Source organism: Jiangella endophytica, from assembly GCF_003427025.1.
Classification (GTDB): Bacteria; Actinomycetota; Actinomycetes; order Jiangellales; family Jiangellaceae; genus Jiangella; species Jiangella endophytica.
In genome coordinates this window covers 371,534-398,401 of record NZ_QVAI01000005.1, presented here as the reverse complement: position 1 = coordinate 398,401, position 26,868 = coordinate 371,534, and the positions used below count along the sequence as shown (strand labels likewise).

The 26,868-nt window shown below is 69.2% G+C and carries 28 protein-coding genes and 1 pseudogene; 10 read left to right on the top strand and 19 right to left on the bottom strand.

Annotation, left to right across the window (positions count from 1 at the left end; all coding sequences use genetic code 11):
• Window positions 1–7 precede the first annotated feature (7 nt).
• The 8 genes from DZA62_RS37575 to DZA62_RS13695 form a co-directional block, all read right to left on the bottom strand.
• Window positions 8–514, bottom strand: coding sequence for a HEPN domain-containing protein (locus tag DZA62_RS37575; protein ID WP_157987666.1), 507 nt, complete (start codon window positions 512–514; stop codon window positions 8–10).
• The gene (locus DZA62_RS13725; protein WP_157987665.1) at window positions 514–1,650 is read right to left on the bottom strand and encodes a GmrSD restriction endonuclease domain-containing protein; all 1,137 of its coding nucleotides are present in this window, start codon (window positions 1,648–1,650) and stop codon (window positions 514–516) included. Before DZA62_RS13725 ends, DZA62_RS37575 begins: the two co-directional genes overlap by 1 nt.
• Before the next feature lie 324 nt (window positions 1,651–1,974).
• The gene (locus tag DZA62_RS13720; protein WP_198663726.1) at window positions 1,975–2,352 is read right to left on the bottom strand and encodes a PIN domain-containing protein; all 378 of its coding nucleotides are present in this window, start codon (window positions 2,350–2,352) and stop codon (window positions 1,975–1,977) included.
• A complete protein-coding gene (locus tag DZA62_RS13715; protein ID WP_157987664.1) occupies window positions 2,352–2,606 on the bottom strand; it encodes a type II toxin-antitoxin system Phd/YefM family antitoxin in 255 nt (84 codons plus the stop codon). The genes DZA62_RS13720 and DZA62_RS13715 overlap by 1 nt, the downstream gene beginning before the upstream one ends.
• A gap of 159 nt (window positions 2,607–2,765) precedes the next feature.
• Window positions 2,766–3,059 carry a hypothetical protein gene (locus tag DZA62_RS13710; protein ID WP_116949434.1) on the bottom strand — a complete coding sequence of 98 codons (294 nt, stop codon included), beginning with the start codon at window positions 3,057–3,059 and terminating at the stop codon, window positions 2,766–2,768.
• The gene (locus DZA62_RS13705) at window positions 3,056–3,580 is read right to left on the bottom strand and encodes a hypothetical protein (protein ID WP_116949433.1); all 525 of its coding nucleotides are present in this window, start codon (window positions 3,578–3,580) and stop codon (window positions 3,056–3,058) included. Before DZA62_RS13705 ends, DZA62_RS13710 begins: the two co-directional genes overlap by 4 nt.
• Window positions 3,581–3,913: 333 nt before the next feature.
• Window positions 3,914–4,285, bottom strand: coding sequence for a hypothetical protein (locus DZA62_RS13700; RefSeq protein ID WP_116949432.1), 372 nt, complete (start codon window positions 4,283–4,285; stop codon window positions 3,914–3,916).
• Window positions 4,286–4,393: 108 nt separating this feature from the next.
• On the bottom strand, window positions 4,394–5,140 hold the full coding sequence (locus DZA62_RS13695; RefSeq protein ID WP_157987663.1) for an alpha/beta fold hydrolase: 747 nt from the start codon (window positions 5,138–5,140) through the stop codon (window positions 4,394–4,396).
• 951 nt (window positions 5,141–6,091) lie between these two features.
• Here DZA62_RS13695 and DZA62_RS13690 point away from each other — a divergent pair.
• Entirely contained in the window at window positions 6,092–6,637 is a 546-nt protein-coding gene (locus tag DZA62_RS13690) for a P-loop NTPase family protein (RefSeq protein ID WP_116949430.1), read from the top strand.
• Window positions 6,638–7,108: 471 nt separating this feature from the next.
• Here the strand turns inward: DZA62_RS13690 and DZA62_RS13685 are convergent, their stop codons facing one another.
• Window positions 7,109–7,678 (bottom strand): dihydrofolate reductase family protein, encoded by a 570-nt coding sequence (locus tag DZA62_RS13685; protein ID WP_116949429.1) that lies wholly within the window; start codon window positions 7,676–7,678, stop codon window positions 7,109–7,111.
• Window positions 7,679–8,028: 350 nt separating this feature from the next.
• Window positions 8,029–8,660, bottom strand: a pseudogene (locus tag DZA62_RS13680) (IS256 family transposase); the annotation flags it as partial.
• Window positions 8,661–8,967: 307 nt separating this feature from the next.
• On the opposite strand from DZA62_RS13680, the gene DZA62_RS13675 reads away from it, so the two are divergent.
• From DZA62_RS13675 to DZA62_RS13655, 5 genes are all read left to right on the top strand, one after another.
• Window positions 8,968–9,441 carry a hypothetical protein gene (locus DZA62_RS13675; protein ID WP_116949428.1) on the top strand — a complete coding sequence of 158 codons (474 nt, stop codon included), beginning with the start codon at window positions 8,968–8,970 and terminating at the stop codon, window positions 9,439–9,441.
• A 685-nt stretch (window positions 9,442–10,126) separates the two neighbouring features.
• Window positions 10,127–10,318 carry a hypothetical protein gene (locus DZA62_RS13670; RefSeq protein WP_157987662.1) on the top strand — a complete coding sequence of 64 codons (192 nt, stop codon included), beginning with the start codon at window positions 10,127–10,129 and terminating at the stop codon, window positions 10,316–10,318.
• A gap of 42 nt (window positions 10,319–10,360) precedes the next feature.
• A complete protein-coding gene (locus DZA62_RS13665) occupies window positions 10,361–11,860 on the top strand; it encodes a class III lanthionine synthetase LanKC N-terminal domain-containing protein (protein WP_116949426.1) in 1,500 nt (499 codons plus the stop codon).
• Window positions 11,857–13,017 carry a lanthionine synthetase C family protein gene (locus DZA62_RS13660; RefSeq protein WP_157987661.1) on the top strand — a complete coding sequence of 387 codons (1,161 nt, stop codon included), beginning with the start codon at window positions 11,857–11,859 and terminating at the stop codon, window positions 13,015–13,017. The genes DZA62_RS13665 and DZA62_RS13660 overlap by 4 nt, the downstream gene beginning before the upstream one ends.
• A 302-nt stretch (window positions 13,018–13,319) precedes the next feature.
• Window positions 13,320–14,165 carry a carbohydrate deacetylase gene (locus DZA62_RS13655; protein ID WP_198663725.1) on the top strand — a complete coding sequence of 282 codons (846 nt, stop codon included), beginning with the start codon at window positions 13,320–13,322 and terminating at the stop codon, window positions 14,163–14,165.
• A gap of 14 nt (window positions 14,166–14,179) precedes the next feature.
• On the opposite strand, the gene DZA62_RS13650 is transcribed toward DZA62_RS13655, so the two are convergent.
• Window positions 14,180–14,686 carry a MarR family winged helix-turn-helix transcriptional regulator gene (locus DZA62_RS13650; RefSeq protein WP_116949423.1) on the bottom strand — a complete coding sequence of 169 codons (507 nt, stop codon included), beginning with the start codon at window positions 14,684–14,686 and terminating at the stop codon, window positions 14,180–14,182.
• Window positions 14,687–14,763: 77 nt separating this feature from the next.
• On the opposite strand from DZA62_RS13650, the gene DZA62_RS13645 reads away from it, so the two are divergent.
• Entirely contained in the window at window positions 14,764–15,021 is a 258-nt protein-coding gene (locus DZA62_RS13645) for a PNPOx family protein (RefSeq protein WP_198663724.1), read from the top strand.
• Window positions 15,018–15,485 (top strand): nitroreductase/quinone reductase family protein, encoded by a 468-nt coding sequence (locus DZA62_RS13640; RefSeq protein ID WP_198663723.1) that lies wholly within the window; start codon window positions 15,018–15,020, stop codon window positions 15,483–15,485. Before DZA62_RS13645 ends, DZA62_RS13640 begins: the two co-directional genes overlap by 4 nt.
• On the opposite strand, the gene DZA62_RS13635 is transcribed toward DZA62_RS13640, so the two are convergent.
• From DZA62_RS13635 to DZA62_RS13610, 6 genes are all read right to left on the bottom strand, one after another.
• Complete coding sequence (locus DZA62_RS13635; protein ID WP_116949422.1) at window positions 15,454–17,445, bottom strand: hypothetical protein; 1,992 nt, start codon at window positions 17,443–17,445, stop codon at window positions 15,454–15,456. The genes DZA62_RS13640 and DZA62_RS13635 overlap by 32 nt on opposite strands.
• A gap of 44 nt (window positions 17,446–17,489) precedes the next feature.
• The gene (locus tag DZA62_RS13630; protein WP_116949519.1) at window positions 17,490–18,272 is read right to left on the bottom strand and encodes a carbohydrate ABC transporter permease; all 783 of its coding nucleotides are present in this window, start codon (window positions 18,270–18,272) and stop codon (window positions 17,490–17,492) included.
• Between the two features lie 104 nt (window positions 18,273–18,376).
• Window positions 18,377–19,306 carry a carbohydrate ABC transporter permease gene (locus DZA62_RS13625; protein WP_116949421.1) on the bottom strand — a complete coding sequence of 310 codons (930 nt, stop codon included), beginning with the start codon at window positions 19,304–19,306 and terminating at the stop codon, window positions 18,377–18,379.
• Entirely contained in the window at window positions 19,303–20,613 is a 1,311-nt protein-coding gene (locus DZA62_RS13620; RefSeq protein WP_116949420.1) for an ABC transporter substrate-binding protein, read from the bottom strand. The genes DZA62_RS13625 and DZA62_RS13620 overlap by 4 nt, the downstream gene beginning before the upstream one ends.
• A complete protein-coding gene (locus DZA62_RS13615; RefSeq protein WP_116949419.1) occupies window positions 20,610–21,905 on the bottom strand; it encodes an FAD-dependent oxidoreductase in 1,296 nt (431 codons plus the stop codon). Before DZA62_RS13615 ends, DZA62_RS13620 begins: the two co-directional genes overlap by 4 nt.
• Complete coding sequence (locus DZA62_RS13610; protein ID WP_116949418.1) at window positions 21,902–22,738, bottom strand: IclR family transcriptional regulator; 837 nt, start codon at window positions 22,736–22,738, stop codon at window positions 21,902–21,904. Before DZA62_RS13610 ends, DZA62_RS13615 begins: the two co-directional genes overlap by 4 nt.
• Window positions 22,739–22,943: 205 nt before the next feature.
• Between DZA62_RS13610 and DZA62_RS13605 the strand changes: the two genes are divergently transcribed.
• On the top strand, window positions 22,944–23,774 hold the full coding sequence (locus DZA62_RS13605) for a PP2C family protein-serine/threonine phosphatase (RefSeq protein WP_157987660.1): 831 nt from the start codon (window positions 22,944–22,946) through the stop codon (window positions 23,772–23,774).
• Between the two features lie 122 nt (window positions 23,775–23,896).
• Here DZA62_RS13605 and DZA62_RS13600 read toward each other — a convergent pair whose 3' ends face one another.
• A complete protein-coding gene (locus tag DZA62_RS13600; protein ID WP_116949416.1) occupies window positions 23,897–25,303 on the bottom strand; it encodes an MFS transporter in 1,407 nt (468 codons plus the stop codon).
• Between the two features lie 74 nt (window positions 25,304–25,377).
• Entirely contained in the window at window positions 25,378–25,776 is a 399-nt protein-coding gene (locus DZA62_RS13595) for a VOC family protein (protein WP_116949415.1), read from the bottom strand.
• A gap of 129 nt (window positions 25,777–25,905) precedes the next feature.
• On the opposite strand from DZA62_RS13595, the gene DZA62_RS13590 reads away from it, so the two are divergent.
• On the top strand, window positions 25,906–26,619 hold the full coding sequence (locus tag DZA62_RS13590; protein ID WP_198663721.1) for a TetR/AcrR family transcriptional regulator: 714 nt from the start codon (window positions 25,906–25,908) through the stop codon (window positions 26,617–26,619).
• Window positions 26,620–26,868: the final 249 nt, after the last annotated feature.

Sequence of the window (26,868 nt, the reverse complement as noted above, 5' to 3'; positions counted from 1 at the left end):
TCTATCACTACGCACTTTCTCGAACTTGTTCGGGATCGAGAAGGTCACATAACGCACGCAACAGCTTTGAGGCGTCTCGGTAGTACTGCCTAACTGTCACAATAGTTATTCCGGAATCTCCGCCATGTGAGATGCTGTTTCTGAGTCCAGCGACACTCCGAATAGCGTCTATCTCCTCGAAATAATCATCCTCCAAATCGGTCCACCAGGACGTCTCCAGAGATTGGATTAACTTCCTAAGTTTTTCTTCGTCTATATTCCTCAACAGCCGCAACTGAGCTTGAACGTATCGGTGCAACTGTGGGGAAGAGCGGCGACGAGCGTACTCGATTACGAGCTCCTTAGTGGACTGCTCAATTACCCCAGATAGCAATACGCACAAGTACCTAGAGTAATGCGCCACGAGTTCTGCCTCAAGCTCCTTTCCTTCAATTAGGGTCAAGGCAGAATTGAACTTTTCTAAACGTCTTATTACGTCGGCACGCCCCCTTATTGCCGCACTCGGCGCGCGCATTACTCAACCTCCGCAAACGCATCGGTCGCCGTCGCGAGGCGCGTATCTACACTCTCCTCGGAAGCGGTCGAACTGGTCGTGGCGTTGCGGTAATCCTCATCTTCGAGGAGCTGGTCGTACTTGACCTTCAGATCGTCGTGCTTCGTGATGTTGCCTGCTTCCAGCCGTCGCATCAGACCGACCCCCACCGAATCTACAACGGCTGCATTGATCGGCCGCACCGGGCGAAACGCGCGCGGACCAATGAATATCAGGATGTGCCTCATCGCGTCGACAAACCTGGCACCCAATCCCCCATCGGGCACGAGATCTCGCGTGCGATTCTTCTCAAGATAGTGATTTAGGAACGATTTCACGGGACGTGCATAGCTCTCACTATCCTCATAGAGCGCCAGCACTCTTAGGATAAGTTCATGATCCTTGAACCTCGCCGACGCGGGACCATATAGCTCCCGCCAGGCGAGATCTTCATTCAGCCGGCTGATGCCCTTCAGAAAGGATCCATGATAGAGAGCTACACGAATCTCTTGGGGCTGCAGCGGACTGCCACCCGTATTCAGCCGCTCGAATATGGAATAGACCGCATCCTGCGATCCCATTGGGTGTTCCTGACGGAGAACTGTCGCGTGGATTATGCTGTCGTCGAGGCGCCGACGGTCTTCCGGGTCGAGCTCCTCGTAGGTTAGTCCGACGAACGGCGCTTGAATGTACTTGAGTCGATAGCGAGATTCACCGACGTTTCCGCTATAAAAGTACTGCAGTGTGCGGAGGCGCTGTTGGCCGTCGAGTACAAGAAGCTTATTTGCTCGGTCTCGGACGAGGAATACCCCCGGAACCGGAAGGCCGAGGAGGAGGCTCTCAATGAACTTATCCATTTGAGGCCGTGTCCACACGAAGCGTCGCTGAAAACCGTGGACCTCCTCATCCTCCGGAAAAGCAGGGTCGAACGACGGGATTACAATGTCGCCCAGGTCTATCCTCTTCACAAGCCCGTCGACGGGATAATCGGCTCCGTAGGAAGCAATCTCGTAAGCAGTAGCTACTACTTCGAGTTCTGGATCGACGTCCAGCACTTCGTCGATCTCAACTTCTTCAGGCCGAACTTCTGCATCAGCGGCAACTGCGTCGTCTGCCATCTGCTTTCCTTCGCCCCCTTCGCGCTGCTTCCCGAATCGACCAGGGCAGCGCAGCATCGGCCGGACCCATGGTGAGCGAGACGCTACTCCTCGTGTCGGACAGAAGCCCACCGATAGGCGTCGCGCCGGCGTGGTCGTGTTGAGACCGTCGATACCCGTAGGCGAGACCAGGTGCGAACGCTCCTGCAACGCCAACGATGACGGTTGCAGACGAAGACGGCGACGGTCACATGCGCGGCGACGCAGCCGTACAGGTCATGGCAACATTCGTGGACGCCGTCGAAACTCCCGTGGCCGCTTACGGATCAGGCGACGGCAGTCATGTCAGACGCTATGCAGGCGAAGGGACCTGTTGACCGCATCGGCCAAGTGGGCGAGGTCGCCGGGATCACTGGTGATGACGAGGTCGCCGCGTGACAGGGCCGAGACGACGACCGTGGCGTCGACAACGTCGCTGGTTCTCGCGGCGGCACACGCAGCACCGGCCTCGCGGGCGAGCTGTTCGGTCATCGGCTCGATCTTGCAGCCACGCAGCAAACGGGAGAGCTGATGCTGCGGGCCGCCGCGCCAAGCCTGCGCCAGTACGGCGGCAGGGACGACCGGGCGGATCTCGTGCCGTAGCGCGTCACGGTGCAAGGCCCAGATGTCGACACGATTGGCTTCCGCCGCTACCAACGCGCCGGTGTCGTAAGTGATGCCCATCAGTCAGTGATGACACCCTCGCGGACCAGCACGTCGCGTGCCTTGCGTGCCTCGTCGACGGGGATCGGTCCGTGCTCGGCCTCGAACTCCTCAACGGCAAGTAGGCCATCGAGGACGGCGGCTCGTTCCGCCGGCATGATGGCAGCCAGGCGCTCCCCGTGGTCGGTCAGGTAGATGACCTCCCCGGTGGACGTGGCTCGGCTGATCACCTCGCTGAGGTGATCCTTCGCGTCCTGCACCGGCATCTCGGACATAGTCCCAGCGTACGGCAGAAGCTCAGCAGACACAGCAGTCTCACTTTCAGTCGAGACGACGCACGATCAGTTGACGTCGCGCGTCGTCGCAGTTCGCAGAGGGATACGGCTGGTCCCGTCGCACCAGCAGCCGATGCGACGGGACCAGCCGGCACATCGTCAGAGAGCGTCGCGGCCAGTTCGTCGCTGGATGCGCTCGACGGCCTCGTGGATCGCCTCCCGCAGTAGATCGGCCTCATGAGTCCCGAGGCGGACCACAGTGCTCCGACCATGACGCGGCACGGTTGTCAGCTCGACACCGGTCGTCGAGCTGTGCGGGCGGACGACGTTGACGCCGAGCACCCAGCGTCCGGAGTCGGCCGGGATCGACTCCACATAGTGCCGGTGCACGGTGTGCACGCCGGACTCGTCGCACCACTTCACCGCGCAGTCCTCCCGGTCGGCGGCGGTCACTGGGCGTCCTCGGTCTCGGCGCGCTGGATCTTGCGCAGATCACGGACAACGGACTCCAGCTCGCCCAGCGTTACGCCAGCTTCCGACAGCACGCCTGCGACTCGGTCGACGACCTCGCTGTGGGCCTGGCTCCTCAGCGTGTAGCCGTCCTGCGGGTAGAGCACGCCCGGCTTCATCAGCTCCAGACCGCCGACACGCTCGACCATGCGATTGAGCTGTTCGACGATCTCGACATCGGTCGCGCCGGGCAGGTACCGCTCTCGCACGTTGGCGAGCAGCTTGGGCGTCCACATGGCCTGTTGGGCGGTGTCGGCGATGCGCACCAGGTCTGCGGCGAGCCGGCGGGCCTCCTTCGGAAGCAGGTCGAACTGCGCGTACATGTCGGTCTCGAACGGCTTGATCACCACATCGATGTGGGCGTCACCTTGCAGGATGTGCGCGACCATCTCGCCGACGCCCTCTTCGACGAAGGGTTCGCGGGTGATGATCTCTCGGGTATCGGGTTCGGGTAGCTTGACCACGGGTCTCTCCCTGCTAGTTCAGGTTGGGATCAAGTCCCCGGCGCGGTGTTCCAGCACCGGCCGGGGGCGACTAACGGTGAGGACGCGCAGGCACCGGGCGGACCGCGTGGCCGCGCAGCGGAGAGGCAGCGAAGAGGCATCAGAACCCGCACCGCCCTCGAACAAGGGCCGATAGCGGCCGCCATGCTGACCTGCGCTGATGAGCCACCGACAGCAACAGACGACAGCGGACGGCGAGCCCGATCCGCACTGTCAAGGCGGAGGTCGCGGGTTCAAGTCCCGTCAGGACCGCCAGCAACACCCACAGCTCAGAGGTCATCCTCTGAGCTGTTTTCATGTCCGGAGTCGGGCTCGTCGGCGGGCCGAGGCAGCGAAAGCATCGAACAGTCTGGTGCGGGCGCTTCCCGAGTCGTGCGTGTAGAGGTTGAGCGTCGTCGTCGCCTGCTCGCGTCCCATGACGCGCTGGACGTCGTTCACGGGCAACGCCGTCGGACACCAGCCAGGTCGCGTACGAGTGGCGCAGGTCGAGGAACCGCAGCCCTCCGGCGCCCGGCGCGAGACCTCCTTGACGGCGGCGGCCTCGGTCTCGAAGGTCTCCGTCTGCTCCCGCCCGGCGTCGTCCTGCCGGACGCCTCGGTAGACGTTCTCGCCCTCCTGGATCGCCTTGCCCAGCAGCCCGGCCCGGACGAGGGCGGGACGCCACACACTGGCGCATCAGGCGCATGTCGCTCTGGCAGCCCAGCGCGCCGCCGAGCGGCCCAATCGCATGAGCGCAAGCCGCGCGGCTGCGATCGGCCAATGAGTGGCGATCTGCTACGGCCCGGAAGGGCGGTCTGCCTGCACCTCAACCGCACGGCGCTGGACCTGCTCGCACCAGGCCTGACCCGGGGCGGCCCAAAAATCGTGATGCGCATCGGGCACGACGACGAACTCGGCGCAGGGCAGTGCTTCGGCGAGCTGAGCATTGGGCCATGAAGGGCGGATGTCATCCCCGGCAACCACCACGATGACGCGGGCCGAGCATCCGGCGATCTCACGCCAGAGCTGAGGACGCTTGATCCATTGACGCCAACTGCGCAGAAGCGCGGCGTGAACCTCTGTGGAGTACGGATAGGGGAAGGGATCGCCGGCCGGGCTCACGTCGTTGTCCTTGGCCGCGTGATAGGCGGCAGACCAGTCACGATCGTTCTGCACGCCCCTACCACAGACATGGACGAGGACGCGGACACGTTCGGGGTGCGCCAGCGCGTAGAACAGACCAAGGTCCGCCCCCCAGGAGTGACCCACGACAGCCCAGGTGTCTAGTGCCAAATGGTTTCGGACGTCTTCAAGGTCGGCGATCGCTTGCGCGAGATCGTGCGCGTTGCCGGCGCTGCCGCCGACACCCCTTGCCTCGGGCGTGATCACGAACGCTGGACGACACCACTCAGTATCGGCCAGGTATGCCACGTAACCCGGCCCACCCGACAGTTGCACGACGGCCGGACCAGCGGGATCGCCCTGAAGATGCACACGGAGAACCACGCCATCCTTCGCGACCACCGGGACTGTGTGCTTCACGGAGCCACGGTAGTGACCGCCAACCTCATCGACCGAACGGCTCTCTCGGCGCACGCTCGGAGTGTCGCACATCAACTGACGGACGCGTGTCTGCAGATCTGCCGACGGAACACAACGGCCGCCGGTGTTGTCGCCGCCTGTGTTGCCTTGAAGCGGGTGATGCTTGACGGATCTGTGTCAGTTGACGGGTGGACAACTGGGGCTAGCTCTCACATGGTTCAGGTCTACTGCTCTCAGTGAGAGGCTGTCTCCGTGGGCATCGATACAACTGGTCGCATCCGGTACACCTGCCCGGTCTGTGGGCATGCCGGGCTGACCGTTCGTCCGTACGCGACGTGGCCGCCACCAGAGGGCGTCCAGCTGAGCCCGCCATACGAGAACATGCTTGGCCGTCCGTCATACGAGGTGTGCCCGCGTTGCGGGTTCGAGTTTGGCAACGACGACAACCCAGGCACGGCGGCGCCCGTGTCATTCGAGGTCTACCGACAAGAGTGGGATAACGACGGGCGTCCGTGGTTCGACCAGAACGCTGGACAAGACTAAGCCGTCACCGACGTCCTGTGTCGGCTGGCGTATACGAGGTCGTCCTTCCAGCCGTCCTGGGCTTGTTGCGCCCCGCGACGCCCCTGCCGTCAGGCGCGATTCCGAGCGTCGAGCGTCAGCCGACACAGATCCGTCAAGCATCAACCGCGACAGGACATGTCGCCGCCTGTGTGTGTTGCCCGAGTTGACCTCTCTGAGATCAAGGCGGCGCTGACGCGCCGCACCGCACCGACCACCACGCGAGGCAGCCTCGGGCAGTCGCCGTCCGGCATCGCCCTCTACGCGGCCAGTCTGCGGCCTCGGCTGCGCGGGTCAAGGACGACGCCTCGAAGTGGCCACCCCGGGTGGGGCGCGCGATCAGGCCGAAATCCGGTTGAGTACCTGTCGACACTCACCGACGATCGGCGCATGGCTCAGCGAATTCAGGTGATCGGAGCAGCAGGATCGGGAAAGACCACACTCGCCCGCCAGCTCGCCGCACGGATCGGGGTGGAGGCGCTCGACCTCGACTCCGTCATCGGTAGGGATGCCGTCGAACTCCGCCAGGCGTGCGAGCGATTTGCCGCCGAACCGGCCTGGGTCTGCGAGGGCATCTATTGCGGCTGGACGGATCCGTTACTGCGTGCGGCCGATCGGATCATCTGGCTGGATCTACCGCCGGTCCTGTCGGCGTACAGGATCATTCGTCGCCACGTCCGGAACTCGGTCGGCGGCAACAATCCGCACAAGGGAGTGCGGCTGCTGGTCGGGTTCACCTATGACGCGGCCTGGCGCTACTTCCATCGCCCCGTCGCCAGCGATGACGAGCTTGCCAGGAACCCTGGCGCGAACAGTCGCGCAACCGTCGACCAACGGCTGCGGCCATACGCCAGCAAGGTCATCCATGTTCGCACCCGCACCGATGTGCGCCGACTCTCCGACCTGATCGAAGTATCCGATGCCCCAATCGACTGAGCAAGCCTGTGCCCAGGCCGCCCCCGGAGACGGCACGCAGGCGCCGACGAGTCAGCGAATAGTCAGCGGGGCGGCCATCGACGGCCACCAGCGACCGTCCGCCGACGACGTCCGACCTGCGCAGACTGAGCAGGGCCAGCACCAGACGACAACGGTCGACGGCGTGGCCCTGCACTGTCAAGGCGGAGGTCGCGCGGAGGAATTGTCAAGACCTGCGGATTGAGAGTGGGCGGCCAGCAGCATCTGCCCGCCGGCGGCCAATGGAACCTACCCGGACATGGCCATCTCGTCACGCGGCGTGCGGATGCTGAGTAGCTCGACACCCCGCCCGAGCCGTGATCTACCGGCACCTCGGGGACGCAGGTTGCGCCGTTCTGTCCGCACGTTTGGGTCGGTTCCGAACCCTCGCATCAGGCGCGAGAACCGTCGTTCCGTCGCGAGGCAGCAGCCAACGTGCCAGGACACATCACGTCAAGCCGTTACTCGCGTGGGCCGGTATCGCAGGGCGAGCGCCCCCGACCGGAACTCATGGCGATCCACGAGCTCGAGCTGGATGCGCTCGCGCAGACCGGCGAGCAACGTCGGCCCGTGTCCGGCGAGGACCGGCTGAACAAGGAACTCGTACTCGTCGATCAGTCCCAGATCTGCCAACGCCAGAGGGAGCGTCACGCCACCCACCCACAGGCCCTCGCCTGGCTCCTGCTTGAGCCGCTGAACCGCTTTCCCCAAGTCGCCTCGCACCAGCTCGGCATTCCAATCGATCCCGCTCAGCGTGCTCGACACGACGTACTTCTTCGCCCCGTCGATGGCCTCGGCGAACGGGATCTGCCACTCATCCATCCAGTCAGGCCACGTGCCCGTGGCCGGCCTCCGCCAGGCCGACTCCATCATCTCGTAGGTCACCCGGCCGAAGAGCAGGGCATCGGCTCGCTCCATCTCAGCGGTCCAGTAGCGCATCGACTCCTCGTCCGGGGGGAGCCCTGCCTCGTGATGGCAGCAGCCGTCGAGTGTGACGTTGATCGAGTATCGGAGTGGTCTCATCTTGTTGCTCTCCCTTGATGCGCGCCCCGCGTTCGCCGGGCCTTACTCAGCTCAGACGACTACCGGCGCCACTTCTCATCGGCGTCTGATCCCACCTACTCAACACCGTGGTGCGAACCAGACCGCAGACCGAGCGCGCGACCGATTCGGCGATCTGCTCAAGCCGCGGTCAGCCGGCGACCGTCCCAGAACGCGCGGCCGAAGCGGCTCCATCGCATCGCCGACCGCCGGCACGCCGGCTGAGGCGCGTCGCGGCCTTCTTGTCTTTGACCACTCCACGTGGTCACCACCGCCGAGAGGTCGGTGGCCGTCAGCGGGCAGATCTCGTTGGCCACCCATAGATCGAGTGTTCACGCGGCTTGAGCGTCATCTCCTGACTCGTGGTCGAGGGCGACGAGGTGGGGCGCGTGACGGCGCGCCAGCGGCGTTGGGCGGACTCGACGAGCGTGAAGGCCATGGCGATGCCGGCAGCGCGGGAGCCGGGTCCCTTGGTGACCCGCTGACGGAGCCGGACCGTGGCGAAGATGGACTCGATCGGGTTGGTGGTGCGCAGGTGGATCCAGTGCTCGGCCGGGTGGTCGTAGAACGCGAGCAGCACATCGAGGTCGTCGGTGATCTTCGCGGCGGCCTTGGGCCACTTGGTTCCGTACGCGTCGGCGAACGTCCAGGCGGCGGCCTGGGCATGCTCGCGGTCCTCGGCGTTCCAGATCTCGGCAAGCGCCGCCTTCTCGCCGGGCTGGGCGGACTTGGGCAGCGCGCTGAGCACGTCGGCGATCTTGTGGAACCAGCAGCGCTGTTCTCGGGTCTCGGGGAACACGTCGCGCAGCGCGGCCCAGAACCCGAGCGCACCGTCACCGACCGCGAGCACCGGAGCGCGCATCCCGCGGCGCTTGCAGCAGCGGAGCAGGCCGGCCCAGGACTCGGTGGACTCGCGTTGACCGTCATCGAGCGCGACCAGCTCCTTGGCGCCATCCGCGCGGACACTTCAACATGGGCGTACGTTCCCGAACCGGCGCGCCAACGCCGGCCATGATCAGAGTGGCTTCGTTCTGAGATCTACCTCGGGAAGGTGCGCCCGATCACCTCACCCACCGAGGGCGACCCACAGGTTCTGATCATTCCTCGGTCGCGGGTTCACGTCCTGTCAGGACCGCCGGCAACACCCTCAGCTCAGAGGCCATCCTCTGAGCTGTTTTCATGTCCGGAGCCGGTCTCCTCAGCGGGCGGAGGCGGCCACCGGACGCCCTTCGCCCTGGCGTCAGGCCCTGGCCTGGCGGATGATTCGACCTGTGCGGCTCGTCGAACCCGCTCCGGGATCCATCGGCTCGCTCGTCCTCACGGGGATGGGTGCGTTGGCGATGCTCTCGGCGTGTGCCGATTCGAAACCAAGTGACGCAAGGTCGCAGGCCCCCGCAGTGGACCGTGCCCCTGCCGTGTGGGAACTGCAGTCAGATCAGCGGCTCACGACCTCATCCACCGGCTTCACAGCGATTGTCTCGCGTCTCGCATGCAACAGCGGGGTCACCGGTGACGTGGTGGCGCCCGACGTCGAGTTCGGGGAATCCGAGATCGTCGTCACCTTCCAGGTGGAGCCCGAGGACCCCGACGCAGCGGACTGCCAAGGCAACGAATGGGTCCCTTATGACGTGACCTTGACCGAGCCGATTGGGGATCGAGCGCTGATCGACGGCCAGTGCCTACCTGGCGGGGCGGCCGAGCAGACCGTCTTCTGCGATCCGGAACACAGCCGATGGACGCCCTGAGCGCCTCAGCAAGAAGCACTCTCGGCTGCGACGGCGAGGCCCCGCAGTGTCAGGCGGAGGTCGCGGGTTCACGTCCCGTCAGGACCGCCGCAACGCCCACAGCTCAGAGGATCTCCTCTGAGCTGTTTCATGTCCGGGCACGGTCTCGGTGGCCCACGAGTGGACGAAGTCCGCCTCCGGAGACCGATCCTGCGCATGCGGTCGGGCGTGAAGACCACCATGAGTTCGTCCCCGCCCACGAGCACTTCGTCGACGTCCGGCCACCGCGGCATGGCCGCGACGATCCACATGGGGCCGGCGCTGACGTCGAAGGCGCGGGGCGACCGGGATGCCGTACGTCCGGGGCTCAGAGACGCGCAGGCCGTCTCTCTGCCGAATGGCCGGCCCGACGTCCCAGGATCTGCCGGCCGACGAGCGCGGCCGTCTGCTGCTCGTAGCGTCGCCGGACCTCGTCGGCGTCATCGACCTGTGGCACCGGGCGATCGTCGCGCACCGTCGGCTCGGTGGGTGCGGCCGGCGGCGGGACCGGCTCACGGCCGCGTCGAGCCCCGTGCCCCGGCGTGCCGCCACGGCCCTCACTCGCGACTACCCGATATCGCCATATGCATACGCCCGACACCCTTGTCAACCCATTTTCCTGGGACTACGATCAAAATGTCGATCATGTCGAATGGGGGGTTTGATCATGGCAGACAACGACCTCAGCGCTCGCCTGGACAGGCTGGAGCAAATGCTCGGACTGCAGCGCTTGGATGTCTCCGATGCGGAAGGCGGCAGAGGGTTCGCCAACAGCGGCGTTTCGGATCATTGCGGCAACAGCACGTTCAGCAATCACTGCGCCGTCATGCGTGCCGAACCAGAGGTTGCGCCTCAGTAGCCGTGCCGCACCGAACGCCGACAACAGCACATTGTTCGTGCGATGCGCGCGCCGAACTTCTTCTGGCACCCGTACGTCTTCGAGCCGCTGGCCAGCCGCCCGCCGTCTGACGAGTACAGCAACCAACTGCTGACGCTGCTCCCGGACAACTGGCTGATCAGCAGGTATGACGTCTGGCTTCATGCCACGCCCGAGGACTCCGGCTCCGGAACGCAGCGCCAGCAGGGTTTCAAGATACACATCTCGGCGATTCCACAGAATGCGTCGACCGTCCTCGGAGTCGTCGCGCCGATCTGCGCCGATTGGCGCGTCGACTTCAAGGTCGCCGGCGATCCGACGATCTTGCAGGTGCTGAATTCTAAACGCCAGTCGCGGGGCGGATCGGGGAAATTCATTACGATCTACCCACCCGACGACGCGGCGTTTCGAGGACTGATAGAGCAGCTTTATCAGGCGACCCGATCTGCCGGTGTCGTCGGTCCGCACATACTTTCCGACCGACGATACAAGGACAGTTCGGTCGTCCATTACCGATACGGCGGTTTCTCCTCGCCGAAACGGGTCAACCTCGACGGCACACACACCCCGTGCCTCGTGTCGCCGGCCGGCGTGTTCGAGCCCGACGACCGGCGACCGTACTTCCAGCTGCCCGGCTGGGTCGAGGACCCCTTCGGCCGCAGCGGCGAGATCAACGTCGACTCGTCCCTCGCCCTCAACGGCCGCTACACCATCGAGTCGGCCGTCAGCTTCTCGAACGCGGGCGGCATCTACGTCGGCATCGATGCGGCCGGCCGGACACCGGTCATCATCAAGGAGGCCCGCCCGTTCACCCACCACTGGAGCATCGGCGAGACCACCTGGGACGCGGTCGACCTGTTGCACCGGGAGCATGCGATCCTGCGCCGGCTCGCCGGGCTGCCCTTCGTGCCGACGGTCGTCGAGATCTTCGAGGACAGCGGACACACGTTCCTGGTCGAGCAGCGGCTCCCGGGGCGCAGCCTCCGGCACTACTGGGCCCGGAACGAGATCATCCTGGCGCCCTACATCCGGCGGCCGCACCGGCTCGCGCAATGGTTGCCACTCTTCACCCACGTGGCCGAGCGGCTCATCGCGATGGTGCTCGCCGTCCACGAGCGCGGTGTCCTGCTCGGCGACCTGTCGCCGGCCAACGTCATGATCGACGACGACGGCGAGCAGGTGGGCCTGATCGACTTCGAGAGCGCGGTCACGGTCGACGACGGGCCGGAGATTCGCGGGTTCGCGGCCGCGTGGCGCACCCCGGGTTTCGCGGCGCCCGACCGCGGGCAGCGCGGCGAACTCGGCCCGGACGACGACTTCTACGCCGCCGCCATGGTGCTCTACCACGCGGTGGTGCCGGTGAACCCGCTCTTCGGGCTCCAGCCCGGCGCCATGGAGCTGTTCCTCGACCGGTTCGTCCGCCTCGGCGTGCCTGACGAGGTCCGGCAGCTCATCCATCTGCTCGTCGACGGCCGGCCGCGGGCGGCGCAGGCCCTTCTGCGCGAGTGGCGGGTCGCGACGTGACCGGCGACGGGGCGTCGGCACGGCCCCGGCCGGGCGAGTTCTCGGCGCTGCGCCGCGGGACCGTCGACTACGTGCTGTCGACCGCCGACCCGGACCGGACGGATCGCCTCTGGCCGGCGGACGCCGCCGTCTACACCACGAATCCGCTCAACGTCGCCTACGGCGCCTGCGGCACGGCCCTGTTCCTCCTCAGCCAGACCACGACCGGCGTTCCCGAGCCCATCGTCGACTGGATGCTGGCGCACGAGATCGACTCGGACTCCTACCCGCCCGGCCTCTTCTTCGGGCTCGCGGGCGTCGCGTACACGTTCGCCGAACTCGGCCTGGTCGCCGAGGCGGCGCGCATCATGCGGGAGCAGCGGCGGTCGCCGTTGCTCTTCACGGATCCGGGCATCGCGGTGGGCGCCGCCGGGTGGGGACTCGTCGATCTCCACCTGTACGCCGCAACCGGGGAGCAGACGTACCTGGACTGGGCGGTCCGCGCCGGTGACCACCTGATCGCGAGCGGAGCCCGGCGTGACGGCGGAACCGCCTGGCGGTGTGGCCTGGACGATCGGGTGCACTACGGACTCGGCTACGGCGCGAGCGGCATCGCCGTGTACCTCCTCCGTCTCTACCAGGCCACCGGCACGACCGCCTATCTGAGTGAGGCGGTACGGGGCCTCGAGTTCGATCTCGAGGCGCGCACGGAGACGGAGCTGGGCTGGTTGTGGCGCCGGTTCGAGGGCGACGACCTGCTGCGGCCCTACTGGCTGCACGGGAGCGCGGGCGTGGGCAGCGCGGTGGTCCGCTTCTTCGAGGGCACGCACGACCGGCGCTATGCGGAGCTCGCGGCGAGGATCTGCACGGATGCGTACGTGAAGTTCACGGTCAGTCCCGGGCTGTTCGACGGGCTGGCCGGCATCGGTGAGCTGATGCTCGACCTGTACCGGGCGACGGCCGAGCCACGCTATGCCGACTGGGCGCTGGACGTGGCGGAGACGATCTCGTGGTTCCGCGTCCCGAAGGAGAAGGGAACGGCCTGGCCGAGCCGATCGCTGGACAAGATCTCCAATGACTACGCCACCGGAGCCGCCGGCATCGGCCTGTTCCTGACCCGGTTGACGGACGGCGGACCCCGGCCCTTCATCGATCCCCGGCCGGCGCGACCGCGCTAGCCGAGTGAGTCCGATCGTTCGGTGGTGGGCCGCAGCGTGCCTGGGGAGCGCGTACAACACCAGGCGTTCTCCCGCTCCACCAGGCATGCATGCCTCGTGATGCACCAGAACGGCTCATGATGGCCCGTCACCCCGACGGCGGCTGAGAGAACAGGTGGGTAGAGGACTGCCTCCGGTGAATGCCGCCAGCTCCGGCGAACCCGGGCGCAACCGACCAACGCACCGAAGTGCAGAGCCTCACTCGGACTCACTCATCCAGGGGTGGCCGACGGGTGACATCCTCGTGCGCGGAGGAGATGCCGATGCCGGCCGAGGGCGCAGAGACGCTGGGATTCGCGCCGTCTGAGCGCGTCCTGATCGTCAACTGCGACGACCTCGGCATGCACCCGGCGGTCACCGCGGGCATCGTCGACGCCGTCGAGAACGGCATCGCCGGCTCGGCCAGCCTCATGGTGTCGGCGCCGGGTGCCGCCGACGCGATGCGGCTGCTCAGCGACCGGCCGTGGCTGCCGTTCGGCGTCCATCTCACGATCATCCGCGACGCGGACGACTCCGCCTGGGGCCCGGTCGCCGCGCGCGAGCGGGTGCCGTCGCTGCTCGATACTGCGACCGGCGAGCTGTTCACGAACACCCCGGCCGGCCGCGACCGGCTGCTCGCGCGCGCCCGTCTCGACGAGGTCGAGCGCGAGCTGCGCGCCCAGCTCGACGCGGTGCTGCGGGAAGGGCTGGCGCCGACCCACCTGGACTGGCACTGCCTCGCCGACGGCGGACGGGCGGACGTGTTCGAGCTCGGCCTGGCGCTCGCCGCGGAGCACGGGCTGGCAGTGCGCGCCTGGCTGGACGACGGACGGGCGGCGGCGCGGGTCCAGGGCCGGCCGGTCGTCGACCACGCGTTCGTCGACAGCTTCGCCCTCGACCCGGACGACAAGGCGGCGACCTACGAGCGTCTGCTCCGCGACCTGCCGGCAGGGCTCAGCGAGTGGGCCGTGCACCCGGCGCTCGCGACGCCGGAGTGGCGGGCGATCGAGCCGGCCGGCTGGCAGGTGCGCGCGACCGACCACGCCTTCCTCACCTCGGCCCGCGCCCGCGAGGTGCTGGCGGAGGAGGGCATCACCGTCATCGACTACCGGCCGCTGCGACCCTCCTGAGCCGGCCGCTGCCGTCAGCCGGTGCCGTCGTCGGGTCCGTGCCCCTGGCAGGCGGCGATGATCTGGGCCACGGCCGCGCGGAACTGGTCGCGGCCGGCCGGGCTCAACGGCTCCAGCAGCCGGCTCAGCTCGGCGCTGACCTCGGCGTGGAACGCGGCCGACGCCTGCCGGCCGGCGTCGGTCGGCACCACCTGCACCGCGCGCCGGTCACCGGGCACCGACGACCGGGCCGCCAGGCCGCGCCGTTCGACGCGGTCGACCAGGCCGGTGAGCGCCGCCTTCTCGACACCGAAGCAGCGCGCGAGGTCGGCCATGCCCCGAGGGCGATCGGCCACGATGCACAGCAACTTCGCCTGTACAGGCGTCAGGTCGTGACGTTCGGCGATGCGCGCGTAGAGCCCCTGCACCAGGCCGGACAGCCGGACCAGCGCGTCCGCCACGTCGAGCGGCTGTTCGCCGTCGAGGACGTGCGGCGCGGTGACCAGGCCGGCCGACGTCGCCGTTTGCCCGCTGTCGTCCACACGGAATACGGTACATCCCAGAGATAGTTAATGATGCGTACAGTACGCGTAGCTAACCAAGCAGGGAGGTCGACTGGATGTCCTTCACCGACAACGTGCGGTCCGGGCGCACCAAGGTCGCCCTCGTCATCGACGACCTGCTCGCGCAGCGTCCGTGGACGCCGCCCTACCTGCGGATCTACGGCGCCGCCGAACTCGTCGACGGCGCCCTGCGCGTCACCCCCACCCACTCGTGGAGCCGGAACCTGGACGGCCGCCCGTTCGGCCACGACCGCGAGGTGCGGGCCCGGCGCACCGTCCACCAGCCCGTCACGACCCCGAGGACCACCCCATGAGCTTCGACACCCGCAACGGAACCCGCGGCGCCCGCCAGCCCAGCGCCAGCCCGTTCTTCCGCTGGCTGAACAACCGCGCCATGAACCGCATCCGCCGCAAGGGCGGCCGGTTCATGGGCATGAACGCGCTCGTCCTCACCACCGTCGGCCGCAAGTCCGGCACCGAACGCAGCACGCCGGTCGGCTGGTTCCCCGGCCCCGACGACAGCTGGCTCATCGTCGCCTCCGCGGCCGGGGGGCCGAAGAACCCGGCCTGGTACTACAACCTCGCCGCCCACCCCGACGAGGTTCACGCCGAGGTCGCCGGCCAGAAGATCCCCGTCACCGCCGAGCAGCTCCACGGCACCGAGCGCGAGGAAGCCTGGCACCAGATCACCACCGCTTCCCCGCGCTTCGCCGAGTACCAGACCAAGACCGACCGCGAGCTGCCGATCATCCGCCTGGTGCGACGCCCGCAGACGTGAACGTGTAGGCGATCCGGCCGGCGCGGCCGTGCGGGATGCGGAGCATGTGCAGCCGGCGCGACTCGTCCAGGAAGTAGGTCCGTGTGGCCGGCGTGACCGAGGCGTCGGCCGCCTGCCCCCAGTCGATGGTCAGTGTGACGTCGCCGCGGGTGATCGCCAGCGAGCCGGCCGTCGCGGCGGCCGGCACTCCGGCCACCACCTCGTCCCCGGTCGACCACCGCACCTGGTCGTCCGGCCGGAGGACGAGCGGGACCTGCTCGACCGCGTCCATGGTCGTCGTGATCTCCCGCACTATCCCGGCGTCGGTGAACAGCGCCGCGACGGTCACGTTGCCGCTCGTCGTCGTCCAGCGCAGGCCGAGATCGCCGCGGACCGCCGCGACCCGGTCGGGGGCGACGACCGGCCCGGTGCCGGCCGGGCCGTCGTAGTACACCGGCGTCAGGTTCGACGCGGCGTCCGTGCCGCCGCCCGGGAGCACGGTCGCCCAGCATTCGGTGTTCGAGTTCTGCCCGCCGTGGACGAACGTGCCGGCGTCCGGATGCCAGAGCAGCCCGAGGCCGGCCCGCACCACGCCGTTGGGCCGGGTGCCCAGGAACGCCTGCAGGTAGTACGACGGTCGCCGGAGGAAGAGGTAGTGCTGGTCGTTCGGGTCGGCCCGCAGCTGCGTGAACCGGCTGTGCCGCACGGCGGGCAGCCCGGCGATCGCCACGTCGCGCTGCCGGCGGCTCGGGTACCCCTCGCCGTAGGGGATGTTCGCGGGGATCCGCGGGTTGGTGTCGCCCGGTGCGAGCGCCGCCACCGGCTCCGATGCCGCCGCCCACGCCGCCCGCTGGGCGTCGCGGTCCTCCTGAGCGGGACAGAACACACGCAGACCCGGAACCGAGCGGGCGAACACCGATCCCAGGTCGCGCTGCTGCCGGTCCGGCGTGACCGGGTCGAGGAAGTACATGGGGGTGCGCGCGGCGCCGGAGGCGAACGAGACCAGCCCGGCGCCGTCCGGCTCGGGTACGACGGTGTGACCGAGCCACTCAGCGAGCCGGCGGACGACCGGCAGCAGCACCGGCCGGCCGACCTCGGTGTGGATCTCGTGGAACTCGGTGAGCGTGACGTTGAGGTTGTAGGCGATGTCCATGCCCCGCGGCTCGTAGAGGAATCCGGCCGGGCTCTGCGCGTGGGCGGCGTAGTAGGCGATGCGGTCGTCGAGCAGGCGGCGCAGGCCGGCGTCCGGGTCGAGGTTCAGCGCCTTGGCCGCGCCGGCGAGCCCGGCGGCCGGCTGGTTCGCGAACTCGACCATGCCGTCCTGCCAGACGCCGCTGTTGCCGGGGTCGAGGAACCACGTCATCGCCCGGTGCAGCGCGGCGCTGATCTCGGCGCCGCGCTCCGGCAGTGCGCGGGCGTCGCGCAGCTGCCGCAGCGTCTTGCTCAGGTAGCCCAGGGCGAACGCCGTGGCCGCGCGCGACCGTTCGTCCGGCGCGAACTCCGACCAGGAACCGTCGTCGTGCTGCAGCCGCAGGTAGTAGCCGATGGCCGCGTCCAGGCGGGCGAGCAGGACGGGGTCGTGACGGTACGGGTTCCACGGCCGGTCGGCGCCGTGGAACCAGGCCAGGGTGGCGACGTGCTCCATGATCCGCGCGTTGAACGACTCGACCGGCGTGCGCCACCAGCCACCGGCCATGAACCCCCGCAGCTCGGTGTCGGAGTCGTCGATGTCGTTGACCATATCGGCCAGCGTGACCAGGTACGGCGCGTACCGCTGTTCCGCCGCGGCGAAGCCCGCCCGTGACGGCGCGCCGGCGGGAAGCGGCGCGAGCCGGGCCAGCGGCCCGCTGCCGGGGTCGCCGCCGGCCGTGGTGACGGGGGCCGCTTGAGCACCCCGCGTGGCGGCCAGACCGCCCACCAGTCCGGCGACCCCGCCGACGATCAGCGTCCGCCGGTTCGGCCGGGCTCCTGCGACTGCCATGGTGCCTCCGTTCCGCCGCGAGCGCGGCCGGGTCCGTCGGGCCGTCAGCCTTTGATGCCGCTGGCGAAGCCCTTGATGATGTACTTCTGGAGCAGGAAGTAGATGACGAGGATCGGCACGATCGCGATGCCCATGCCGGCGAAGATCACCTGCCACTGGCTGGCGAACTCCCCGCGGAAGGCGAAGATCGCCACCGGGAGCGTCTGCTGCGGGCTCCCGCCGACGTAGAGCAGCGGGGTCAGGAAGTCGTTCCAGATGTTGATGGCCGACAGGATCACGACCGTGCCGGTCACCGGGCGCAGCAGCGGGAAGACGATGCGCCGGAACACCGACAGCGACCCGGCGCCGTCGACGCGCGCCGCCTCCTCGTAGTCGCGGGGCAGGGCGCGCAGGAACCCGGCGTAGAGGAACACGGCCAGCGGCAGCTGGTGCCCGATCTCGAAGATGATCAGTGACGTGTAGGTCTGCAGCAGGTTGAGATCGCGCATCAGCTGGTACAGCGGCACCATGCCCAGCTGCAGCGGGATCATCAGGCCCAGCAGGAAGAGCAGGTACGTCCCGTAGCCCAGCCGGGTGCCGCGCCGGGCCAGCACGTACGCGGCCAGCGAGCCGCAGGCCACGAGCAGCAGCACCGACAGGCTCGTCACCACGACCGAGTTCACCATCGCCGTGCCCAGGTCGCCCCGCTGCCAGGCCTCGGTGAAGTTCGCCAGCGCCGGGTCCGAGGGGAGCGACAACGGCGAGCGGGCCAGCTCGGCGGGCGTCTTGAACGCCACGGTGAGGAAGACGTAGAACGGGAACAGGAAGATCGCGGCGACGGCGAGCATGCCCAGCTCAGCGCCGATGCGCGGAAGGGTCCACCGACGCCGGGCCCGGCGCACCGGCGGCACGTCGCCGCCGGCCGGCCGCGTCGTCCGGACCTCCACGGCGCTCACTGCTGCACCTCGAACCGGCGCAGGCCACGCAGCTGGAGCAGCGCGAACGCGAAGACGATCATCGTCAGGACGAGCGCGATGGCCGTGGAGTAGCCGTACCGGCCGGACACGAACGCCTCCTTGTACATGACGACGGACAGGGTCTCGGTCGCGTAGCCGGGGCCGCCGCCCGTCATGACGTAGACCTGGTCGAACAGCTTGAGGCTGCCGATCAGCGTCAGCGAGAGCGCGATCGTCGTGGCCGGGAGGAGCAGCGGAAGGGTCACGTGCCGCAGCCGCTGCCAGCGCCCGGCGCCGTCCATCGTGGCCGCCTCGTGCAGCTCGGGCGGCACGCCTTCGAGCCCGGCCAGGTAGATGACCATCGTGAGGCCGGCGTTCTGCCAGATGATGACGCCGATGACGCTGGCCAGCGCCACCGAGGAGTCGCCGAGCCAGTTCTGGGCCAGCCCGCCGAGCCCGACAGCGCCGAGCGCGTCGTTCAGCGGACCGGCCGGGGTCAGGATGTACTGCCAGAGGAACCCGATGATCACCGGCGGCAGCAGTGCCGGGGCGAAGAACATGGTCCGCAGCAGGTTCCGGCTGGCCAGCGCCGAGTGCAGCGCCAGGGCGAGCGCCAGGCCCACCAGCGTCTGCACGATCGTGGTCGAGACGGCGATGACCAGCGTGTTCCGCAGCGCGGAGCGGGCGGCGGGGGCGGAGAACAGCTCGGTGAAGTTGTCCAGTCCGACGAAGCCCGGCGTCTCCCGTCGTCCGGCCCAGTCGGTGAACGCGTACCCGGCGCCCTGCAGCGTCGGCCACAGCACCACGAACGCGTAGAAGAGCAGCGCCGGCACCAGCAGCAGGTACGGGACGCTCGCCCGGCGGGACCGGCGGCGGGCGACCTCCGGCCCGCCGTCGGTCGACGGCGGGCTGGCGGTCAGGGTCACGACTGGCCCTTGGCGTACTCGGCGTCCAGCTGACCGAGCAGCCCCGTCGTGTCGAGGGCGCCGTCGAGCCACTCCTGGCCGGACTGCAGCATGGTCTGCTGGACGTCGCCGTTGGGCCACAGGTAGTTGGCGTAGGCGACGGAACGCCCGTCGGCGAGCAGCGGCTCGATCGGCGCCAGCACGTCGCTGTCCAGCGTGACGTCGGTGGCGAGGCCCGGCAGCACGCCCATCTCGTTCGCGTAGGTCGCGACGTTCTCCGGCTCGGCCAGGAAGTCGAGGAAGCCCAGTGCCGCCTCGGGGTCGGCGGCCGCGTTGACGGCCAGGAAGTCCGGCGCCACGGGGACCATCGTCGCCTCCGGGTCGTCGTTTGCCGGCAACGCGAAGACGCCGAACGCGTCGGCGCCGCCCTCGGAGTAGCCGTGCAGCTGCGGCAGGCCGGCGGAGACCATCAGCACCATCGCCGCGTCGCCGGTCGCGACCGACTGCATCCCCTGGTCGGCTGGGATGCCCAGCATGCCGTCGGAGAGATACCCGGCGTCGCGCAGCTCGGCGATGCGGGCGAACACCTCGCCCCACTCCGCGTTCTCGGCGAACGTCGTCTCCCCCGCGGCCAGCTGCGCGTCGATGTCCGGGTTCTCGGCGTAGACCAGCGTCCCGGCCAGTGCGTAGACCCAGAACTGGAAGAAGATGCCGCCCTGGAACGGCGCCGCGATCGGCGTGACGCCGGACGCGTCCAGCGCCGCGCAGGCGTCGACGAACTCCTGCCAGGTCGTGGGCACCTCGACGCCCGCGTCCTCGAACACCTGCCGGTTGTAGGCCATCACGATGGCGTTGCGGCTCACCGGAAAGGCCAGCACCTCGCCGTCGACCTCGGCGAGGGCGCGGGTGTCGTCGCCCAGCTCGTCCGTCCACGCCGCGTCGGACAGGTCCGTCAGCTCGCCCTCGCGACCCAGCACGCCGACCGCGACCGGGCTGGAGTTCCCCGGCGAGACCCGGATCAGGTCCGCCGCGGTCCCGGACGTGAGCTGAACCCGCAGCTGCTGGTTCAACTCGTCGGTGGTGGCCGAGGAGACGTCGACGGTCGCGCCGGTCTCCTCCTCGTACGCCTCGATCAGCGGCGCGAGGCCGGTGTTCTGCTCGGTGTTGACGTACGCCGTGAGGCTGCCGCCCGACCCGCCGTCCTCGGTCGAGTCGTCGCCGGAGTTGACGAATCCGCAGGCGCCGAGCGTCACGACGAGTGCGGTGCCGAGAGCGGCCCGCTGGATCAGGACACGGGCGAGACGGGACCGAGCGGCGTCGATGGTCATGAGGTCTCCTTGGTCGGCAGGGGTGGCACGACGACGTCGCCGGGCAGGATCGCCCCGTGGGCGCGCAGGTCGTCGTGGATCAGGTCGAGCGGAAGGTCCAGGACGTCGCTGCCGCGGCCCACGGCGCGTGCCGCCATCACCCCGGCGGACTGGCCCATGGCCATGGACGACGCCTGCACCCGGTACGCGGACGACGCCTCCTGGTCGCCGCTGATGGCGCGACCGGCGACGACCAGCCGGGACGATCCGCGTGGGATCATCGCCGCGCGTGGGATGGTGGGCAGGGTGCCGTAGGCGAGCGGCCGGATGTCGATGCCGTCGCCGTCCGGCCGGTGCACGTCGATCGGGTAGAAGCTGTAACTGAGCGCGTCGGGCCAGGCGCGGCCGCTGGCGTAGTCGTCGAGCGTGATGGTGGCGTGGCCGTCGATGGTCCAGCTCTCGCGGATGCCGGTCTCGATCGCCCACGACTCGATGACGACCTGCTCCAGGCCGGGTTGCCGTCGCAGGAAGCGCAGGATCCGCAGCAGGGTGCGGCGACCGGCGACCTCGGCGGCCGTCTTGTCGCGGCTGGTGCCGCCCTGCACGCCGGTGACGTGGATCGCGTTCTCGCCCCGCACCCGCAGGAACTTCGCGACCGGGTTGTGAGCGAGGTCGGCGGGCAGGAGGTCGCCGCGCCTGACCGCGTCGTCGTGCGCGGCCTGGACCGCGTCGACGTCGATGGCCGCGAGGTCGTAACCGCCCAGCCGGACCATGATGGTGCCGGGCTGGCGGCGCGGACGGGTGGAGCGGGCCAGCCCGGCGAGCGCGACGAGGTCGGCGTCGCCGGTGCAGTCGACGACGGCCCCTGCCCGGATGCGGTGCAGGCCGTCCTTGGTCGCCAGCGTCAGCCGCCAATCCGTCCCGTCCCACGCGGCCTCGACCACGATGGCGTGCAGCAGCAGCTCCGCCCCCGAGCCGACCACCGTGTCGTCCAGCACCGCCGCCAGCACGGCCGGCGACACCCGGACCTGTAGCCGGTGGTGCGGCAGTTCCCACTGGGAGAAGTCGGGCAGCCGCAGGCCGGCCTCGCGGACCGAGCGCGTCACGGCCTCCCAGCCGATACCGGAGATCACCTGCTGACCCCATGCGTGGAACAGGCCGGGCAGCGACACCCCCGCCACCGTCGTGGTTCCACCGAGCGCGCCGTTCTTCTCGACCAGCAGTGTGCGCGCACCGAGGCGGGCCGCCTGCGTCGCCGCCGGGCCGCCCGCCGTCCCGCCGCCCGCGACGACGACGTCGTAGTACGGCGTCATGCGCTCACCTGCCCCGGGTCGGCTCCGAGCATCAGCGACAGCTCGGCGGCGGCATCGACGACGTCGTCGCGCAGCGATGCGGCGTGGGCGTCCGTGTGCCGGACGGACGGATACCCGGCGCATACCGCCGCGATGGTGCGCCCGGTGTGATCGCGCACCGGTGCCGCGACGCCGCAGACACCGGGCGCCTCCTCCTCGAGGTTGGTCGCGAACCCGCGGGTGGCGACGGCGTCCATGGCGTCCATGAGCTCCGCCTCGTCCGGCGGGGCGTCGTCGCGCCAGGGCGCGGACCGCAGCATGCTCAGACGCTCCGGTCGCGGCAGGCCGGCGAACAGCACCTTGCCGGCCGCGGTGCGGTACGGCGGGGTGGCCGAGGCGTCGACGAACCGTGCCGTCGTCGGGTCGATGGTGAGCAGCTGCGGGCTGACGAGGACGGCGATGTCGACCCGGCGGTAGCCGTGGAACACCGCCAGGTGCACCGTCTCCTGGGTGCGCTCCCAGAGGGTCCGCAGCACCGGTGCGGCCGCGGCGGACAGGTCGGTCTGCATCACGAACCGGCGGTTCAGCTCGAAGAACCGGGAACCCAGCAGGTAATGACGGCTGCTCGCGTGCTGCGCGACCAGGCCGTGCGCCACCAGGGACGACAGCAGCGTCCGCGCGGTCGACGACGGCAGCCCCACCTGCTGGGCGAGATCGCGCAGGGCGATGCCATGCGAGCCGACGCCCGCGACGACGTCGAGCAGCGCCACGGTGCGATCGATCGCCTGGATCGCGGTCCGCGGCTCCGGGCGTGGGGCGGCGGCCATCGGTCGCGCGACGTCGTCGTCAGTCATCGTCGGTTCCGTTTCCGGCCGTCCGGTCCGGCCGCTCGACTCGTTCGGCAATGTCGAAGCGTGTTCGACATTGCGGCGAGCGTAGGGCGCGTCTTGAATCGTGTCAATGAGGCGACGGCCGCTGGCGGCGGGCCGGCGGTTGCGCACCGCGGCGAATCGACGCAGGGTGAGAGGGGATCCGATCCCGGCGAGGGACGAGGTGCCGATGCTCCGATTCCGCCCGGCGGCGGCGTCCGACCGCGGCCTCGTGCGCCCCGGCAACGAGGACTCCGGCTACGCGAGCGCCGGCCTCCTGCTGGTGGCCGACGGCGTGGGCGGGAACGCGGCTGGCGAGGTCGCGTCGGCCAGCGTGGCCCACGTCATCGCGTCGTTCGTGCTCGGGTCGCGCGCGCGGCAAGACCCGGTCGCGCTACTCAGCGACGCCATCGAGTACGCGTTCGCGCACCTCAGCGACGGCGTGCGGCGCGATCCGGCCCGGGCCGGCATGGCCACGACACTGACGGCGCTGCTCGCCGACGGCGACGGGTTCACGCTGGCGCACCTCGGCGACTCGCGCGGCTACCTGCTGCGCGGGCCGGCGCTGCAGCAGCTCACCCGCGACGACACCCTCGTCCAGGAACTGATCGACGAGGGCCGCATCACCCGGCAGGACGTCGCCACCCACCCGTACCGCTCGGTCGTCGTGCGGTCGGTCGCCGCCGAGACCACGCCGGTCGCGACGATCCTCCGCGTCGGCCTGGAACCCGGCGACCGCGTGCTGCTGTGCAGCGACGGCCTCACCGACCTCGTGCCCGACGACGTCATCGCCGGGCTGCTGGACGAGGGTTCACCGACGGCCGCGGCGCGGCGGCTGGTCGACGCCGCGCTGACCGCGGGCGGCCGCGACAACGTCACCTGCATCGTCGGCGACGTCGACGAGGGCAACCCGCACGTCCGCAACGGCACGCTCGTCGGGGCGCACCGGAACCCGGTCAACCTCATCGACCCGGCGGCCGCGCTGGCGCAGAGCCTCGCCCGCGGCGCGGCTGTCGGCTAGATGTGATCCAGGGACGACCCCTGTAGAGAGACCCGCCTCAGCGGCCCCGGCGCCCGGTTCACGCGATTCTCGCCATCGAGGTCGGGCAGGGCCGGCGGCCGACAGCGACCCCCGGCCCGCCGTCAGACGGGGTCGGGCACCGGCTCGCGCTCGGTGTCGGGGCCGGGCAGGACGGCCGCCGCCGCGTCGTCACCGGGCGTGTCGCCGGGCCCACGCGCCGGACCACGCTCGGGCTCGGGGTCGTCGCGCAGCGGATGGGCGAGCTCGTCGGCCGGGAGCCTGGCCCAGACGACCGCCACGACGGCGACCACGACCGGAACCACACCGGCGATGACGAACGTCGCCCGCAGGCCGATGACCTGGGAGATCGGGCCGGCCAGCGCCATGGACACCGGCATGAGCGAGATGGACACGAAGAAGTCGAGGCTGGCGACCCGGCCCAGCAGCGCCGGCGGCACCCGCCGCTGCAGCAGCGTCCCCCAGATGACCATGGGCGCGGAGAACATGGCACCGAGCACGAACGCCGACCCGATGACCACCCAGACCGACCCGGCGAAGCCGATGACGATCATGGGCAGGCAGCCGAGACCCCAGAGCAGGTTCATCCAGGTGAGGTAGCGCCGCGGCATGCGCATGGACGCCACGACCAGCGAGCCGACCGCGCCGCCGATGCCGAACGCGCCCAGCACCCACGCGTGGTCGCCGGGCCCGCCACCGAGGCGGTCCTTGATGATGAACGGCGTGAGGACCTCGAGCGGGCCCATGAGCACCAGGATCATCAGGCTGGCGAACAGCAGCGTGGCCAGCAGCCACGGCGTGCGCCACATGTATGCCAGCCCTTCGCGCATGTCGGCCAGCGCGGTGCGGACGGGGTGCGCGACGGCCTCGGGCGGCAGCTCGCGGCGGACCGGCGTCTTGGGGACCGTGGTCAGCGCCAGGAGTCCCAGCGCCGCCGCCCCCGCGGCCACCAGCACGGCCGAACCGGGGTTGGCCATGCCGACGACGGCGCCGGCGACCGCGGGCCCGAGCGCCTGGCCGATGGTCGGCCGGACCATGCCCTCGAAGCCGTTGACCGCCATGAGGTCGGACTCGGGCACCAACGCCGGCAGCCACGCGGAGTAGGCCGGGTAGTAGAACGCCATGCCGACGCCGGTGAGGAACGCGACCACGGCCAGGTGCCACAGCCGGGTGACGTCGGTGAGCGACAGCACGGCCACCAACGCCATGCCGCCCAGTTCGATGCCGGCGACGCACAGCAGGATGGTCTTCTGCGGGACGCGGTCGGCCACGACGCCGGCGAGCAGCGCCGGCAGCAGCACGCCGACGGCCGACGCCGTGGAGACGACCGAGAGCTGGGCCGGGCCGCCGCCGAGGCGGATGACCTCCCACACCTGAGCGACGATCCACACGCCGCTGGCGAACGTCGACAGCACCAGGGCCACCGCCAGGCGGCGGTAGGCCGGGGTGCGGAACGGCGTCAGCGCGCGCGGCAGCTGCCGGCCGGCGGCGACGGGTTGTACGTCAGTCATCGTGGGTCCTCCGCGAATGATTGTGCCGATACGGACTGACAAAGTCGCTCGAATTCATCGCGGCCGGCTCCGCCTCAGGAGAAGTCGGCGTTCGGGTCCATCCAGACCAGCTCCCAGTGGTGACCGTCAGGGTCGAGGAAGCTGCGTCCGTACATGAAGCCCTCGTCGAACGGGTCCTTGGCCTTCTGCCCGCCGGCGGCCAGCGCCTTGTCGGCCAGTTCGTCGACCTCCTCGCGGGTGTCCACGTTGATCGCGAGGATCGCCTGCGTGCCGGAGGCCGAGATGCCATTGGTGACCGACTCCGCGAAGAAGTCCTCGATCAGCGCCATGACGTAGACCGTGTCGCTGACGGCGACGCAGACGGCCTGCTCGTTGGAGAAGTCCTTCTCGAGCTCGAAGCCGAGCGCCGTGTAGAAGCCGGTCGCCCGGGCGAGGTCCTGGGTGCACACGTTGACGAAGAGCTTGCGGGACATGAGGTCACTCACCTTCCGAATCTGTGTCCGCCGGTCAACTGTTTCCGGCTGAAGCCAACTGTGTCCTACAGATACTGTTTCCGCAAGACTCAATTTTGATAGAGTTCTCGCCAACGGAGGTGAGGGCACGTGGTGACGGACCCGGGCACGACGGCGGACGGCACGATCCAGCTGCTCTGGGGGCTGCGAGAAGGGCCCACGCGAGGACCGAAGCCGGTGCTCAGCCTCGAGCGCATCGCCCAGGCGGCGGTCGACCTCGCCGACGCGGAGGGCCTGGCGGCGGTCTCGATGCAGCGGGTCGCGGCCGACCTCGACTTCACCAAGATGTCGCTCTACCGCTACGTCACCGGCAAGGACGAGTTGGTCGCGGCCATGATCGACCTCGCCGTCGGCGAGCCGCCGGCACTCGGCGAGCTGCCCGGGACCGGCTGGCGTCCACGCATCGAGGCCTGGGTGCGGCTGCTCGGGCAGACCTGGGAGGCGCACCCCTGGCTGCCGTGGGTCACCATGGGCGACCGCGTCATGGGCCCCAACGAGACCGCCTGGACGGAGCTGTTGGCGGCCGTCCTCGCCCGGACCGGCCTCACCGTCACGGAGCGGATGAGCCTCGCCCGCATGCTCGGCGGGCACGTCCGCACCACCATGTCGGTGTCCACCGCCGGCACGCAGCCGTGGGTCAACCCGCGTCAGGCGGCGCTGCTGCGCGAGCACGCCGACCGGTTCCCGACGCTGCGGGCCATGCTGGACGACGATCTCACGCCCCCGCCGGACAACGGCCGCGACTTCGGTCTGCGCCTCATCCTCGACGGCGTCGAGCGACTCATCGCCGCCCGCGCCGGCTGAATCCTGCGGCCGGGACGGCATTCCGTGCCGGAGTCCCGCCCGGCCGGGGTTCTGGCGGCAGTGCGCCGAGCGAGCCCGAGTGATCTCTCGTCGTCGTGAGTGACGAGAGAGCGAGTGTCCGGCGCTGGTCCTGCCGGCGTGCCATCGGTGTGGCCCGCCTTGGCAAGGTCGGTCACGTCCTTGGCAAGGTCCAGAGTCGCGCGACTGTCCGACTCGCCCTGGTGTGCGGGGCGGTCAGCCTTGCCATGG

What these genes read in the sequence shown, in the direction of transcription:
- DZA62_RS37575 (WP_157987666.1), bottom strand. Translation starts at nt 514, where the DNA reads ATGCGCGCGCCGAGTGCGGCAATAAGGGGGCGTGCCGACGTAATAAGA.
- DZA62_RS13725 (WP_157987665.1), bottom strand. Translation starts at nt 1,650, where the DNA reads ATGGCAGACGACGCAGTTGCCGCTGATGCAGAAGTTCGGCCTGAAGAA.
- DZA62_RS13720 (WP_198663726.1), bottom strand. Translation starts at nt 2,352, where the DNA reads ATGGGCATCACTTACGACACCGGCGCGTTGGTAGCGGCGGAAGCCAAT.
- DZA62_RS13715 (WP_157987664.1), bottom strand. Translation starts at nt 2,606, where the DNA reads ATGTCCGAGATGCCGGTGCAGGACGCGAAGGATCACCTCAGCGAGGTG.
- DZA62_RS13690 (WP_116949430.1), top strand. Translation starts at nt 6,092, where the DNA reads ATGGCTCAGCGAATTCAGGTGATCGGAGCAGCAGGATCGGGAAAGACC.
- DZA62_RS13685 (WP_116949429.1), bottom strand. Translation starts at nt 7,678, where the DNA reads ATGAGACCACTCCGATACTCGATCAACGTCACACTCGACGGCTGCTGC.
- DZA62_RS13670 (WP_157987662.1), top strand. Translation starts at nt 10,127, where the DNA reads ATGGCAGACAACGACCTCAGCGCTCGCCTGGACAGGCTGGAGCAAATG.
- DZA62_RS13665 (WP_116949426.1), top strand. Translation starts at nt 10,361, where the DNA reads ATGCGCGCGCCGAACTTCTTCTGGCACCCGTACGTCTTCGAGCCGCTG.
- DZA62_RS13655 (WP_198663725.1), top strand. Translation starts at nt 13,320, where the DNA reads ATGCCGGCCGAGGGCGCAGAGACGCTGGGATTCGCGCCGTCTGAGCGC.
- DZA62_RS13645 (WP_198663724.1), top strand. Translation starts at nt 14,764, where the DNA reads ATGTCCTTCACCGACAACGTGCGGTCCGGGCGCACCAAGGTCGCCCTC.
- DZA62_RS13640 (WP_198663723.1), top strand. Translation starts at nt 15,018, where the DNA reads ATGAGCTTCGACACCCGCAACGGAACCCGCGGCGCCCGCCAGCCCAGC.
- DZA62_RS13635 (WP_116949422.1), bottom strand. Translation starts at nt 17,445, where the DNA reads ATGGCAGTCGCAGGAGCCCGGCCGAACCGGCGGACGCTGATCGTCGGC.
- DZA62_RS13630 (WP_116949519.1), bottom strand. Translation starts at nt 18,272, where the DNA reads ATGCTCGCCGTCGCCGCGATCTTCCTGTTCCCGTTCTACGTCTTCCTC.
- DZA62_RS13620 (WP_116949420.1), bottom strand. Translation starts at nt 20,613, where the DNA reads ATGACCATCGACGCCGCTCGGTCCCGTCTCGCCCGTGTCCTGATCCAG.
- DZA62_RS13615 (WP_116949419.1), bottom strand. Translation starts at nt 21,905, where the DNA reads ATGACGCCGTACTACGACGTCGTCGTCGCGGGCGGCGGGACGGCGGGC.
- DZA62_RS13610 (WP_116949418.1), bottom strand. Translation starts at nt 22,738, where the DNA reads ATGACTGACGACGACGTCGCGCGACCGATGGCCGCCGCCCCACGCCCG.
- DZA62_RS13605 (WP_157987660.1), top strand. Translation starts at nt 22,944, where the DNA reads ATGCTCCGATTCCGCCCGGCGGCGGCGTCCGACCGCGGCCTCGTGCGC.
- DZA62_RS13600 (WP_116949416.1), bottom strand. Translation starts at nt 25,303, where the DNA reads ATGACTGACGTACAACCCGTCGCCGCCGGCCGGCAGCTGCCGCGCGCG.
- DZA62_RS13595 (WP_116949415.1), bottom strand. Translation starts at nt 25,776, where the DNA reads ATGTCCCGCAAGCTCTTCGTCAACGTGTGCACCCAGGACCTCGCCCGG.